This window comes from Orenia metallireducens, from assembly GCF_001693735.1.
Taxonomy (GTDB): domain Bacteria; phylum Bacillota; class Halanaerobiia; order Halobacteroidales; family Halobacteroidaceae; genus Orenia; species Orenia metallireducens.
Genome location: NZ_LWDV01000006.1, coordinates 153037 through 167759 on the forward strand (window position 1 = coordinate 153037; position 14723 = coordinate 167759).

Annotated in this window: 13 protein-coding genes; 8 read left to right on the forward strand and 5 right to left on the reverse strand. The window is 33.2% G+C overall.

Annotation, left to right across the window (positions count from 1 at the left end; all coding sequences use genetic code 11):
- Positions 1-52 precede the first annotated feature (52 nt).
- Positions 53-1540, reverse strand: coding sequence for a MocR-like pyridoxine biosynthesis transcription factor PdxR (gene pdxR / locus U472_RS02040; RefSeq protein WP_068715018.1), 1488 nt, complete (start codon positions 1538-1540; stop codon positions 53-55).
- Positions 1541-1875: 335 nt separating this feature from the next.
- On the opposite strand from pdxR, the gene pdxS reads away from it, so the two are divergent.
- Positions 1876-2754, forward strand: coding sequence for a pyridoxal 5'-phosphate synthase lyase subunit PdxS (pdxS, locus tag U472_RS02045; RefSeq protein ID WP_068715020.1), 879 nt, complete (start codon positions 1876-1878; stop codon positions 2752-2754).
- A 98-nt stretch (positions 2755-2852) separates the two neighbouring features.
- The gene (gene pdxT / locus U472_RS02050) at positions 2853-3455 is read left to right on the forward strand and encodes a pyridoxal 5'-phosphate synthase glutaminase subunit PdxT (protein WP_068715022.1); all 603 of its coding nucleotides are present in this window, start codon (positions 2853-2855) and stop codon (positions 3453-3455) included.
- Between the two features lie 39 nt (positions 3456-3494).
- Here pdxT and U472_RS02055 read toward each other — a convergent pair whose 3' ends face one another.
- From U472_RS02055 to U472_RS02070, 4 genes are all read right to left on the reverse strand, one after another.
- Positions 3495-5033 carry a M16 family metallopeptidase gene (locus U472_RS02055; protein WP_068715024.1) on the reverse strand — a complete coding sequence of 513 codons (1539 nt, stop codon included), beginning with the start codon at positions 5031-5033 and terminating at the stop codon, positions 3495-3497.
- A gap of 32 nt (positions 5034-5065) precedes the next feature.
- Positions 5066-6412 (reverse strand): M16 family metallopeptidase, encoded by a 1347-nt coding sequence (locus U472_RS02060; RefSeq protein WP_068715026.1) that lies wholly within the window; start codon positions 6410-6412, stop codon positions 5066-5068.
- A 1597-nt stretch (positions 6413-8009) separates the two neighbouring features.
- Positions 8010-9644 (reverse strand): thiamine pyrophosphate-binding protein, encoded by a 1635-nt coding sequence (locus tag U472_RS02065; RefSeq protein WP_068715028.1) that lies wholly within the window; start codon positions 9642-9644, stop codon positions 8010-8012.
- A 314-nt stretch (positions 9645-9958) separates the two neighbouring features.
- Positions 9959-10552, reverse strand: coding sequence for an FMN-dependent NADH-azoreductase (locus U472_RS02070; protein ID WP_068715302.1), 594 nt, complete (start codon positions 10550-10552; stop codon positions 9959-9961).
- A 607-nt stretch (positions 10553-11159) separates the two neighbouring features.
- Between U472_RS02070 and U472_RS02075 the strand changes: the two genes are divergently transcribed.
- The 6 genes from U472_RS02075 (at position 11160) to U472_RS02100 (ending at position 14553) form a co-directional block, all read left to right on the forward strand.
- On the forward strand, positions 11160-11702 hold the full coding sequence (locus U472_RS02075) for a GerAB/ArcD/ProY family transporter (RefSeq protein ID WP_083189700.1): 543 nt from the start codon (positions 11160-11162) through the stop codon (positions 11700-11702).
- Positions 11703-11792: 90 nt separating this feature from the next.
- Entirely contained in the window at positions 11793-12524 is a 732-nt protein-coding gene (locus U472_RS02080; protein WP_068715031.1) for a YetF domain-containing protein, read from the forward strand.
- A 12-nt stretch (positions 12525-12536) separates the two neighbouring features.
- Positions 12537-12887, forward strand: coding sequence for a DUF4363 family protein (locus U472_RS02085; protein WP_068715033.1), 351 nt, complete (start codon positions 12537-12539; stop codon positions 12885-12887).
- A gap of 109 nt (positions 12888-12996) precedes the next feature.
- On the forward strand, positions 12997-13203 hold the full coding sequence (locus U472_RS02090; RefSeq protein WP_141677920.1) for a DUF1657 domain-containing protein: 207 nt from the start codon (positions 12997-12999) through the stop codon (positions 13201-13203).
- 144 nt (positions 13204-13347) lie between these two features.
- Positions 13348-13719: a DUF4363 family protein gene (locus U472_RS02095; protein WP_068715036.1), complete on the forward strand. Its 372-nt coding sequence runs from the start codon at positions 13348-13350 to the stop codon at positions 13717-13719.
- A gap of 141 nt (positions 13720-13860) precedes the next feature.
- Positions 13861-14553 (forward strand): DUF421 domain-containing protein, encoded by a 693-nt coding sequence (locus U472_RS02100; RefSeq protein ID WP_068715038.1) that lies wholly within the window; start codon positions 13861-13863, stop codon positions 14551-14553.
- The last annotated feature ends 170 nt before the right edge of the window (positions 14554-14723 follow it).

Here is a 14723-nt window from a genome sequence, read left to right on the forward strand (position 1 = left end):
CTGAGTAATTGATTTATTTCAGTCAAACTCAGACTTATACATAAATTAATTCTTAAACTAAAGGCATTATACTATTATCCCAGCGATAATTCTCTTCATCCAACTCTGTTTGTATCAGCTTAGCTAACTTCTTTATTCCTAGCTCTATCTCTTCAATGGTAACTGCTGCAATACTCAATCTAACTCTATTCTCCTGCTTCTGACTATAGTAAAAGACCTCTCCAGGGGCAATATTAATTCCCTTCTTCAAAGCCTTTTGATGTAACTTTTTACCTGAAATACTCTCAGGTAACTCCAACCAGAGGTTAAGACCACCTGCTGGAGTAGTGAATTTGACCCTTTGAGGCAGATATTTGTGTAAGGATTTCACCATAGCCTCATATCTCTGCTGATAGGTCTGCTTTAATTTACTAATCTGCTCTTCCCAAATCTCTTCTCTAAAGTATAAATCAAGTACCCTTTGCACCAGACCATCTGTAAAGATATCTGACATATACTTTGATAAGAGAATATCATTAAAATATCGTTCTGGAATGATTAAGAAGGCCAATCTCAAGCCTGGCATGAAGATTTTAGAGAAACTTTTAATATAAATAACTCTACTTTCAGTATCTAAAGATTTCAAAGATGAATTATTATTCTTACCATAATTCAAGTCACTTAAGCAGTCATCCTCTATGATTAAGAGGTCATGTTCTTTAGCCAGCTCCAATATCCTCTCTTTCTTCTCTTTAGAGTAACTATACCCTGTTGGATTCTGATAATTTGGCATTAAATAAAGAAATTTTGGCTTCTCCTTAGCCAACTCAGCTTCCAAAGCTTTAATATCTATCCCATCTTCTCCCATAGGGATATCAACAATATTAGCACGTCTAGATTTAAAGACAGAGATTGCTCCAGGATAGGTTGGTCTCTCTACAAAGACAGTATCACCATAATCTAAAAAGGTCTTAGCTAGAATATCAATCCCCTGCTGGGCACCTGAGACAATCTGAATCTCATCAATCTTACTCTCTATATTGTAACTTTTAATATACTCACTGATTGATTGGCGTAAAGGTAGATAGCCTTGACTCTTTTGATAGCCAAAGGCATAACCCCTATCTCTATCTAAGACTTTATTTAAGAGTCTCTTAAAAGGTGCAATAGGGAATAAATCAGGAGTAGGTGCAGCTGTAGCAAAATTAATCACCCTATCCCCCTCTTCTACCCCTTTTCTATCTTCAACAAACTTTGTATCCTCATCGATATATACCTCTTCATCAAGATAAACATCTTCTCTATCCCCAACAAGATTTTTAGCTGAAACAAAGGTTCCACTTCCCACCTTCTTATAGACCAAATTTTCTTCTTCTAATAAATTATAAGCATTTACAATAGTTACATTATTAACCCCTAAACTCTTTGATAGTTTTCTGATAGGTGGTAACTTGGTATGCTCCTTTAATTTCCCAGCTTCAATCAATCCTCTTAACTGAATATATAACTGGATATAAAGATGTTTAGAAGAAGATTTATCTAATTGTATCGATTCAATCATTATAATCCCCCTTACTTAATTGACAGTTATAAATTATCAATTTTCTTTGTACCCCACTTGACAATACAATTTAATTAATTATATAATAATTCGTGGGTACAATACCAGTTTTTATGGAATTGTACCCATACAATCATTATATATTAAATTAAAAGAAGAGTAAAGAGTTAAAAATCAGTGAGTAGTGAAGAAAGAATAGTAAGCAGTAAAATGATTAGTCTCTTAGTCCCCCCTTGGGTCCTGCTGGCTATTTGTAGAAAAGAAAGTTCTCTTCCTAGCTTCTCACTATTTACTCTTTCTAAACAACTGTTGAATTTAAAAAGGAGATGATAAATATGAATGAAAGATATGGATTAAACAAGAACTTAGCACAGATGTTAAAGGGTGGAGTAATCATGGATGTAACTACTCCAGAGGAGGCAAAAATTGCAGAGGAGGCTGGAGCAGTTGCTGTTATGGCATTAGAGAGAGTTCCTGCTGATATCCGTAAAGAAGGTGGAGTAGCAAGAGCTTCTGACCCAGCAATGATTAAGGGAATTCTGGAAGCAGTTTCTATCCCTGTTATGGCTAAAGCAAGAATTGGACACTTTGTAGAAGCACAAGTCTTAGAGGCTTTAGGTGTAGATTACATAGATGAGAGTGAAGTATTGACCCCTGCCGATGAGGATAACCATATAGATAAGAGCTTATTTGAAGTACCTTTTGTCTGTGGTGCTACTAACTTAGGTGAAGCATTACGCCGTATCGGTGAAGGTGCCAGTATGATTAGAACCAAAGGTGAAGCTGGTACAGGTAATGTTGTCGAAGCTGTGAGGCATATGAGAACAATGAACTCTCAAATCAGAAGATTAACTACTATGGATAGCCATGAATTGATGGCTGCTGCTAAAGAGTTAAGAGCACCCTTTGATTTAGTTAAGTATGTAGCTGACCATGGTAAACTCCCTGTAGTTAACTTTGCTGCTGGTGGAGTGGCTACTCCTGCTGATGCAGCCTTAATGATGCAATTAGGTTGTGATGGTGTATTTGTAGGTTCAGGTATCTTCAAATCAGGAGACCCTGCTAAGAGAGCTAGAGCAATCGTAAAAGCTACTGCTCACTATGATGACCCTAAGATTATTGCTGAAGTATCAGAAAATATCGGTGAAGCAATGGTAGGAATTAATATCAGTACATTAGGTGATAATGAAAAATTAGCTCATCGAGGATGGTAGAGCTCAGTTTACAGTTAGAACCTAAAAAAATCTTTTGATTGTTTTTCTATCAACTGTCAACCGTACACTGTAAACTAATAAAAAAGGGTGGTATAACTATGCTTAAAATTGGTGTCTTATCTTTGCAAGGTGGGGTAGCTGAACATCTTGAGGTGTTAAATCAAATTCCTGATGTCTTCCCCTTAAGTGTTAAGAAAAAAGAGGATTTTGTAGATTTAGATGGTTTAATCCTACCAGGTGGTGAGAGTACTACTTTAGGAAAGCTACTAACTATCTTTGATTTGAAGGATACAATTATAGATTTAGCCAAAAGAGGCCTACCGATCTGGGGAACCTGTGCTGGAATGATATTACTGGCTAAAGAGATTGATGGTGAAGATAGTCATTTAAATCTAATGGATATTAGTGTTAAACGGAATGGTTATGGTAATCAATTGGCTAGCTTTAAGACTATGAAGCTAATTCCTAAGATTTCAGATGCAGAGATTCCTCTAGTCTTCATTAGAGCACCTTATATCAATCAAGTTACTAATGATGTTGAAGTATTGCTAGAATTGGATAATAAGATTGTAGCTGTAGAGCAAGATAATCTACTTGCTACCTCCTTCCACCCGGAACTAGCTGAAGATTTAAGGGTACATGAGTACTTTATAAATAAAGTCAGAAAATCTATAGAAGATAGCTTAAAGATGGCTAAATAATTTAACACCTATAAAATAGGAAGAGTGAAATCCCTCTTCCTATTTTATCTCTACAACCTCTACATTAATACCCTGTTCTTCAAACTGAGCTAAAATATCCTCTTTCTTTCCTACAATCACTGTCAAGAACCTTTTAGGATAGGTATACTTAGCGAAGACCTCTTGAGCCTTACTGGCACTTAGGTGATTATACTCCTCTATCACCTTGTTGATATAATCAGCATCTCTATCTTGTAGTTCAACATTATAGATAACTCTATTTATAACATTTAACTTAGATTTATATGATTTAGGGTAAAAGGCATTATAGAGATTGATAATCTTAAATAATTCACCTTCCTTTATCTTCTTCTCCCCACTTTTAATCAAAGTCATCTCCTCTTTAATCGCCTCTATCGCCTGATAGGTATTTTCAGGCTTTACCTCTGTACTGATATAATAGACTCCCCCTAATTGATTATAAGTGTCATTTGCATAAATTCCATAAACGAAACCCTTCTCAGTACGGAGATTATCCATTAATCTACTCTCAAAATCCCCTCCACCATAGACACGATTAGCCATGGTAAGAGCAATTCTATTCTCAAAGCTATTATCAAAGAAGTTATATCCCATCTTAATTTTGGCTTGAGTAGCATCAGGCTTATTGACTAAAATGACTTTACCATAATTCTCCCTCTCCATCTTAACTAATGGATTTTTAATCTCAACTTCAATATCCTGATACTTACTCTCCTTTTCTTCTTTTACCTGCTTATCTTTAGTAGAGTCTTGTCTTTCTTCCTCCTCTACCATACCCCAGTCATTAAAGTACTCTTGAAGCATCTTCTCCATCTTCTTAGTATCTATATCACCTACAACAGCAAAGATGGTATTACTAGGAGATATATTCTTGTCATAAAAACTCTGCAGACTCTCAGGAGTGATATTTGAAAGAGCAGCTATATTCAAGTCAATATTATCATCAAAAGAGTATGGATGGTTATTATAAATGTTCTTATAAAAATACATATCCAGTAAAGAACCCTCTTGGGTCTTGGCTTGAGCTAAACTCCTATACACTTCCTGCTTTACCCTAGTGAAATGATTGGCATTAAACTTTGGATTTTTGAAAATTTCTGCCATTAAAGAGATTAGCTCCTTAGTATCTGTACTTAAAGCACTACCTCCAAAGCTGAGATAATCATTCTCTACTCCAAACCCAAAATCGATTCCATTGATATCCTTATAATTAGCCAATTCCTTTTCATTGAAATGCTTAGTCCCAGTATTCATCATCTCAACCATAAAGGAGCTAATTCCTGCTAATTCTTTAACTTCTTGCCTTCTTCCTCCATTGATATAACCCTTAATCTCAACAATAGGCAGCTGGTGGTCTTCTACTAGATAAACAATGAGACCATTCTCATACTTTACCCGTTTATACTCAGGAATATCTATGTGAGGAACCTTATTCTTATTGACTGCTAACTTCTCAAAAAGCTCTTTATTGTATTCCACTTCTGCAAAAACAGCTTCACTATAAGCTACTTGGAAGACAACTAGTAACAGCATTATACCTATAATCAACTTTTTCACTAAACTAACCTCCTTCTAATTAAATCTATCCTTTAATTCTTAGGTAAGATATACCCGATAGTTCTATTATCCCTTACAAAATATTTTTGGGCTACTCTGATAACATCCTTGGTAGTTAAGTTCTTTAAGCGCTGAATATTCTTCTGATATAGGGTTGGATCATCATAACGGACAACACTTGTTGCCACAGTATCAGCTGCAGCAGAGATATCTTTTTGACTGAAGATCAGATCTTTTAATACTCTCTTCTTGACTATCTCTAGCTCACTCTGTTTAACACCTTGCTCTATTAACTTCTCTAACTCTTGATCAAAGTTATATCGTACATCATAGACCATACCCTCTGACATCGGTACAGTATATAATAAAGCATAGCCTGGCTTACGCAATCCCACCGTAAATCCTCCAGCGTCTAAAATCATCCTCTTCTTCTTCTGTAACTCTGTCTTCACTCTAGAGGTAGAGTTATTGACTAAGATATCAAGTAAAGCATTAATTGCTACTATATCAGGGTGATTACCTTCAGGTATCTTATATAACATAGCTATAATCGGTACTTGAGTTACCTTCTTTACTCTGATAACTCTTTCTGCTTTCTGTTTAGGCTCAATAACCTCTAGCCTCTTAATCTCTTGAGGTTGATAGCTACCATAATATTTTTTGGCTAAAGTATATACCTCTTGAGGATCAACATCACCTGATACAACCATTACTGCATTATTTGGAGCATAATATCTAGTATAGTAATCTCGGATATCCTCCACTGTTATATTATCAAGATCTTCCATCCAACCAATGATTTGATGATGTAAAGAAGACTCTTGAAAAGCTTCAGCCTGTATCTTTTCTAAAGAAGAAGTGAATATATTGTTCTCTACCCTCATTCTTCTCTCTTGTTTGACAACTTCTCTTTCTCGATTAAACTCTTCAGGATCAACCTTCAGATTTCTCATCCTATCGGCTTCAATCGCCATTGCCAATTCTAATTTTGCCGATGGAACCTCTTCATAATAAGTGGTGTAATCATAATAAGTTCCAGCATTATTGCTGCCACCTACAGATTTAATCAACTGATGAACCTGTTCTTTGGCAAGCCCCTCTGTCCCCAAGAACATAGTATGCTCTAATAGATGGGAAATCCCTGAAATCCCTTCTGGCTCATCAATTGAACCTACCTTATACCAGATAGAAAACTTGACTAAAGGAATCTTATGGTCTTCAAATACATAAATCTCTAATCCATTGTCCAATTTAAAATGGGAATAATCTAACTTTGGAATAAAGAGCTCTTTTTGATTTACTTGATGAGCATATATTGAATTTACTCCAAAGAGAATTAATAGTAATGATAGTAACATAATCTTAAAAGTCTTTCTCATCTAATCTTCCTCCTTTATATCTATAATTGATTAGCCTTTAATATTGTTATTATAAAAAACACACCTTTAAAATAAGATGTGTTTTAAGTATATCACTTTTATAATGAAGTTAACTTTTCACACCGATATTAGAACTAGAGCAATTAAAAAATTATATAAATTATTTCATTATAATATATATTCAACAGAATATGTATTTATCCTCTAAGTTGGCTATAAAAACCTATACATTATATAGATATTACGATACTTTTACTTTAGTGTACAGTTGTCTGTTGACAGTTAAGGTTTTTAAAGTCGAAAAAATTCCTGTTTGAACGAAGCAAGAATTGAGCTAGATCTTTAGAGTTTAATAAAAATTTAATTAAAGAACCTAATTAATGAGAATAGCTATTATTTTGATTGCTGAGTGAGTGGGCTTTGCCACGAAGGGTTCTAAGAATGAACCCGTAGGTATATTTCTTTCTAGACCGGGCTTCTTTTGCCACGAAGAGTTTTGGTTCTGGGCTGCCCTTGCCACGAAGGGGTTGCTTTATAACCCCAAAGGTAAAACTCGTAGGTTTGGTTCCTTTTGGGGCAATGCCAAAAGAAACTCGCCCTTAGACGAAACCTAAGAATTTTGTCTACTTTTTAAAAAGTAAAAGTGTCGCAACATACCCATTAACCTATAGTCTCTAGATTTAAAGATAATCAACATAACAATTTCCTAAAATATACAAAAAATAAAAAAACAGGGGAATCCCCCTGTTTTTTATTATATCTTAATATCCAAAGTCTCCACCTAATAATAATAAGATTAATACTAAGAAGATTACAAATGCACCATTCTCATCATATCCATAGTCACCCATTAGGATAAAACCTCCTCAATTTGATTATAGAGATGGAAATAATTTAAAAATGATTATTCATAAGTACCTAACAATAACAAAATTAAGATTAAGAAGACTACAAATGCATAATTGTTATCATCAGTCATCTTCTCTACCTCCTTCTTTCTAATCACACTTTATACTATGCTTTGAGAAGGAATTTCGTTAGTAATAGAAAACAGGGGACAAAGCCTCTGTTTTCTTAATATCCGAAGTCCCCACCTAATAATAGTAAGATTAAGATTAGAAATATTACAAATGCTCCATTATCATCATATCCATAGTCACCCATTAGGATAAAACCTCCTTATATTAGTTTTATTACAAAGAATGAATTGAATTAAAAATACCTATTAATAAGTACCTAACAATAATAAGATTAAGATTAAGAAAACTACAAATACATAATTATCATCATGAGGCATCTTCTTCCCCTCCCTTCTTGCTAATTTCAATTTATATTATGTACTTCCCATCAAAATCGTTACAAAAATACCTTATCAGATATAAAACTTCTATTACGTGAGTAGTGACGAGTAAATAATAAGAAAACGATTCATTTGTTATTCGTATGATTTTGTAAAATATATAAATACATCCACGAATTTACAAATTATATGTTGAAACTTAATTAATAGAATAAACTCTTTTACTAAATTGTATATATCAATAGAAAGACCCCTGACAAGTTGAAACTTATCAGGGGTCTTTGATATCCATTATAATTATACTAATTCAATTACCTTTCTTGACTCTAGCTTAGTTCCTGTAGGTATTGGGTCTGCTGTTGCTACATCTATTAATATAGTCTCTGTTATATCTTGATTCTGATTTAAGATATAATCCAGCTCTTTAACACTCTCTGCCCTCATCCCTCTAATACCACAGACCTCTGCCAATTTTATAAAATCAGGGTTACTCAAGTTAACCTCTTCCCGCTCCAAGTTAGCTGAAAGCATCTTGTTTCTTTCCATAGCTAATAATCCATTATTCATCACAATTATCCTAATTGGAAGATTATATCTTCTAGCTGTCAAAAGCTCAGCTAAGACCATTCCTATTCCCCCATCACCGATAATACAAGTAACAGGCTTTTCAGGATAGTTTATCTTAGCTGCTAATGCTGCTGGTAGAGCAAAGCCCATCGTCCTCCACTTTCCTGAAATTAGAACTTCTTCACATCTCTTATTGAAGTATTTGCCAAACCAGACTACATTATCTCCAGAATCAAGGGTAATAATCTCATTCTCACCAATATTATTAGAAATCGCCTTGATAATCTCTTTAGGGCATATCCCTTCTTCATTATTCTCATATTCTGTTGATAATTTATCTATTAATTGCTGTCTAGTACCTTCTATCTTCTCTCTCCACTCTTGATTATTCTTAGCAGAGACCTTCTCTAATAATAATTCCAATGAGCTTCTTATCTCACCTAAGACTCCTACTTCTACTGGATGGTTCATCCCAATATTTTCTTTTATAGCATCAAATTGTATCACTCTAGGGTTTCGTGGTACACTATCCATCGGCCACCAAGTAGCTCCTAAGATAATAATTAAATCTGACTCTTTTAATAGGTTATCAGCTTTCTCATTTCCTGCATGACCTAAACCACCTAAAAATAATGGTTGATCATATTCAACCATTCCTTTAGCTGCTAGGGTGCTGATCAACCCTCCATTAATCTTATTAGCAAACTCTAATAACTCTTCTCTACAACCTTTAACACCTCGACCATATAATATTACTGGTCGTTGAGCTTGATTTATCAGCTCTACTGATTGGTTAATCAACTCATCATCAGGCAATCTCACCTCATCCAAATGGGGTAGATAATCACGGGCTTGAGCGTTGGTCTCTTTATCCCACATATCCATAGGAACTATTAAATGGCTGACCCCACCTTCAACTAGCGCTTTAGTCATTGCCTTGACCATTAAATCTACTATCGATTCAGGATTAGTGACCATAGCAGAGTAGACAGTCAGAGAGTCGGTGATATTCATCTGCTTGATAAATTGTTCATAATTTGTACCCATATTCCAGCTCTCTACCTGCCCTGTGATTAAGAGCATAGGTGTTCTATCACTATAAGCATCGGCAACACCATTGAGAATATTTACACTACCTGGTCCGCCATCGGCTAGACAAACTGATAGCTGCCCTTTTAACTTGGACTCAGCTGAGGCCATCAATCCTGCTGCACTCTCATGCTTGGTGGTATAAAGTTTAATCGGAGAATCTTTTAGCTCTGAGAAGAACTTTAAAATGGTATCCCCTGCATAGCCATAGATATGTTCAACCCCCCATTTGTTTAGCTGTTCTATTATTACTTTACTTAGTTTCTGCTTAGACATATAAACACTCCTTTTATTAAAGATATCAATATTATAGTTTCCTGAATGGGGAGGATTTATTATTCTTAATTTTTAAGAATATTAGTACAGGTTTCGCCTGTCGGCGAGTTACCTTTTTTCTATAGATAAAAAAGTAATCAAAAAATCACTACAAGCAGAAAAAACACTAGTACTGTTTATTGAGGTATTTATAATTCACTAAATTTTGTGCTTAACATGATAATTTGAAATTCAATTGGTATACCATTTACTTTTCCAAAAGCTCAAAAAATTATGCTTATTTAAGCATGATTTTTTATAAATTTATTCAAGCTTTAAAACTCCTTCGCAACCTTTTTAGCCTCTTCAATTGAAGCTGCTACTGACTTCTCTAACTCTTTTCCTTGTAAAACATTAGTAAGTTCTGTAGCAACTGTGCTAAAGTCTGTGATTCCCATAAAGCCTAAGATTGTTCTTAGATAGCGTTCTCCCATCTCAAAATCTTGGGCGGGACCTTCGCTGTACTTACCACCTCTTGCTACCAAATATGTTACCTTCTTGTCTTTAAGTAATCCAGCTGGACCCTCTTCTGTATATTTGAAGGTAATCCCAGCTACTACTAAATAATCAATATATACCTTCAAAATAGCTGGAATGCTCAAATTCCACATTGGAGCAGCAATGATATACTTATCGGCACTAGCAAACTCCTTGACATATCTTCTAACATCACTATCTTCCTTGGTGAATAACTCTTCTATCATCTCTGCAGTTAAAGGCTTGATATCTTCTTGATATAAATCTAAGGTAGTAATTTCATCTTTAGGATTAGCCTTCTTATACTCTTCTAAAAAAGCTTCCGACATCTTAAAGGTATAAGAATCGTCCTCAGTTTTTGGGTTTGCCTTAATATACAATACTTTTGACATTTTATCATCTTCCTTTCTTGATTTAAATAATCTCTTTAGAATTTTAACCATATTTTCATTTCACTCTCTTATTTATTATCTCATTACTATATTAAATCTATTAACATAAACTCTGCTTTACTTTGGCGATGAGGATGTACCCCAAAGCCTTCACCAGGTTAAACAATATCATCATTAAATACCAAATTGCTGATTATCTGGGTTAAAATATTCGGCAAAAGAGAAGCTGAATCTACATCTAACCAACCCTTATCGCCTCTATAGCGTTCTCCCGATGGGATGATTTCAAGTATCTATCTACACCCCCTACAATTGTCAAGAAAATAACTAAGTTAAATATTTAACTATAAAATGAAATTATGATAGTAAAGATTTAAAAAGTTTGTACTAGTCTTTGTAATAATATTAAAAATTATATTAGAGGAAATTAACGAACTAATAACTTTCCTAACCTCCACTTAAAACAAAAATTATATACTTCGGATAAAGATAGTAAGGAAAGACAAAACTAAAGGTGTATTATAAACTTAACATATTTACAGGTGATTTAATGGAAAATGGCAATTATCACCATTTTAATGTTAAATTTACTATCTATGAATAAAGAATGGTTATTGCAGCTAGCCTTACACCCGCTCATTGGTTTCTAATAATTCCTAATCTCTCACTGATATTCAAACCATATTTTACAGATAATAAAAGAACTATTAGAGCAAGTTTATTAGGTAATTTAGTGGTACAAATTATGATAGTCATACTATTTATCAGTGCTTTAACTACATTAGGTGTCGATTTAACTTCTGCCTTAAAATTTCCTTTTTATACCTTAAGTGCTCTATCTTTAACAGGTTTAGAGACAATCATCTTTGTAGCTTGGATGACAGGAGTTATTCTTGAAGTTGGAATTTTTTATTTAGCATCTTTAGAATTAATCTCATCTTTATTTGAGTTAAAAGATTATAGAACATTAGTTATTCCCTTCTTTATTGCTACTACTTCTGTGGGGCTATTTCAAAGTGGAATTCCAGCCGTTTTTAAACATATAGGCTATATGGTTCCAATTAATGTATTATTATTAGAAATCCCCTTTCTAACAATAGTTATCTTAATTTATCTAATTGGAAATAAAAAAGATAAATCATGTAAATAATAAAAATTAATGACAACCTCTAAATCTAAAAATATTGACTATCTTCATTAAAATTATTCCTTTAAATTATCTATAGAAAGGAGAATATAATTGAATGAAACACTTGTAGTGATTATTAGAGGGCTAATCGGTTTATTTACTCTCTTAATTTATACTCGTATCCTTGGCAAACACCAGATTAGCCAACTTACTTACTTTGATTATATCATAGGTATTGTAATTGGTTCTATTGCAGCTACCCTCACTACTGATTTAGACAGTCGTACTTGGACACAATGGGTTGGTTTAACTACTTGGGCAGTTACTGGCTTTATCTTAGAATGGAGTACATTAAAATCAAGAAAAATCTCTAAATATCTTGAAGGAGAGCCAACTATAGTGATTATGAATGGTAAGATAATGGAAAACAACTTATCTAGAATGAAATATAAGGTGGATGATCTTCTAGCCCAATTACGTAATAAAAAGATTTTCAACCCTTCTACAGTTGAATTTGCTATCCTCGAGAAAAATGGAAAATTATCGATTCTGAAGAAGTCTCAATATCAAAACTTAACACCTAAGGATATGAATCTTCCAACTAATTACAAAGGTTTAAGCGTAGAGCTGATTTATGATGGTATAGTTATTGAACAGAATCTTAAGCAAGTCAATCTTGATCACAATTGGTTAACCTCTCAATTGAGAAAGCACGGAATCAATAATATTTCTGAAGTAGTTTTAGTAACTTTAGATACCTCTGGTAAGCTATATATAGATACTAAATCTGATAATAACCTTGAAGTACCAATAGACTTAAGTGATTATCCTGGATCAAATTAAGGAGTGAGCCTAATGAGTAAATTTATTAGCTACTTAATTCCTATACTCACCTTAGCTATCTTTATTCTGCTAATGAATTCAACCCCATACTTAAAGCCAGATGATATAAATAGAGATTTAAATAACCTAGAGAAGAATATAGATGTTGCTAATTGGAAAGAATCTCAAATAGATATTAAAGAAATAAAGAGTAATTTTAGAAGAACAGTCTCACTGATACAGTTCTTTGTAGAAAAAGATGATATAAATAATTTAACTAATAATCTAGCTAGATTAGAAAGCTCAATCAAATCTAAGAATAAAAGCTCTGCCCTACTAGAAGTAGGTGAAGCGCGCCAACGCTGGGATACCATAGGAGAATAATATTTCACTATTAATGAATCTAATATATTAGATAAGATAGATATTAAGATACTACCTAAATCAAAAACTTAACCAATCCACTAAAATCTATAATTAAGAGGTGATTTAATTGACAGTAAAAACTAAAATGGAAGAGACAATTACAAGTGCAGAATCTGTCTTAGCAAACTTAAAAACCTTTGCTTTAGAGACTCAAAACCCAGAGGCTAAGCAAATGTTCAAATCTTTAGCCAAATCTCAGCAAGGAATTACAGATACTCTAAACTCTAGATTAGAGTTTATTAAGAATGAAGAACCTCAATTTAGAGGTCAATAAATTGTAGCTAAGATATACAGATTATATAAATCTAGTGATATTAATATCACTAGATTTATATTTGCTAGATATAGTCTTCATAACCTATATTATATAAACTAAATCGAAGCATCTTAAAATAATAGCTATTTTTAGGAGGTATCTATGAGAAATAAATTAATAGATGTAATCTTACTATCATTCATTATAATTTCATTACTTGGATACTTTATATTAAGTAATCAAGTTTTTGAAGATGATTCTCTAAGGGATAAATTCCAACTTGTAGAAGGATACATAATAAGTGAAGATTGGGATAAGGCTAAGGAGTTAAGTATAAATATTAAATTTAGTTGGGATAAGCAGAAGCCTTGGATTATGTTAAACTTTGCCGAAGCTGAGTTCTCAAATTTTGAAATCACACTAAATCAAATTATAGGTGGAGTTATAGCAAAGGATACAGCAACAGCACTATCTAATACTTTAGTAGCCAAAGATATGTGGGAGAACTTTAAAAGAGTAGTCCCAGAGCCTTAAATAAAACAGTCAAGCTGCACGGAGGAACAGTTATTTTTCCAACTTATATTATAAGTCTAGAAAGAATTATCTTAAAAATCAATAACTATCTTAAAAATTTTAAAACAAATGATTTAAATATATTATACGAGGAGGATTAAGATGGAAATATTAGTTTATATTATTCGTTGTATTATGATGCTAATAGTAACTTGGACTGGAATAAGAATCATTGGTAAGAAATCTCTTGCTGAAACTACTTCCTATGATTTAGCTGCAATTTTAGTCTTAGCTAATATCGCAGCAGAGCCATTGGTCTATAAAGTGACTTCTAAAGCCACCTTAGGTATTATAACAGTAGTTATTACTACAGCCATAATTGGTCTCTTATCGCTAAATAAATTCTTGTACAACCTCGATACTAATCCTATCTTACTTATCGCTGATGGTAAGATTATAAAAAAGAATCTAAAGAAGATTAGAATGAATATCCCTCTACTTATGTCTGAACTTAGGATCAAGGGTTATCAGAATATCTCAGATGTGGAATTTGCGATCGTTGAACCAAATGGTAAATTATCTGTTATACCAAAATCAACTGCTAGACCAATACAGCCTACAGATTTAGCAATAGCAACAAGTCCAACACAATTAAGCTTCCCTTTAATTATTGATGGTCAGTTAAATAAGAAGAACTGGTCCTATCTTAATAAAGATGAGAGTTGGCTTAAGCAGCAATTACAGGCCTTTGGCATAGATAAAATTGAAGATGTATTATTAGCACAAATAGACTCCACAGGTCAAATACATATCTATCCCCAAAAGAAGGAGATCAAAATCCCAGAGATAGTTTAAAGTAGGTATTTAGAAGATTAGTAATGAGTGTAAAAATCTTATATCTTCACACCCACTACTTAACCTTCAAACATAGGAGAAATTCACAATTAAATTTTTCATATTTTAAACAAATATCTTGATTTTAATCATATATTAGCCATATAAATTATGCTTTCTCTAAAATACTT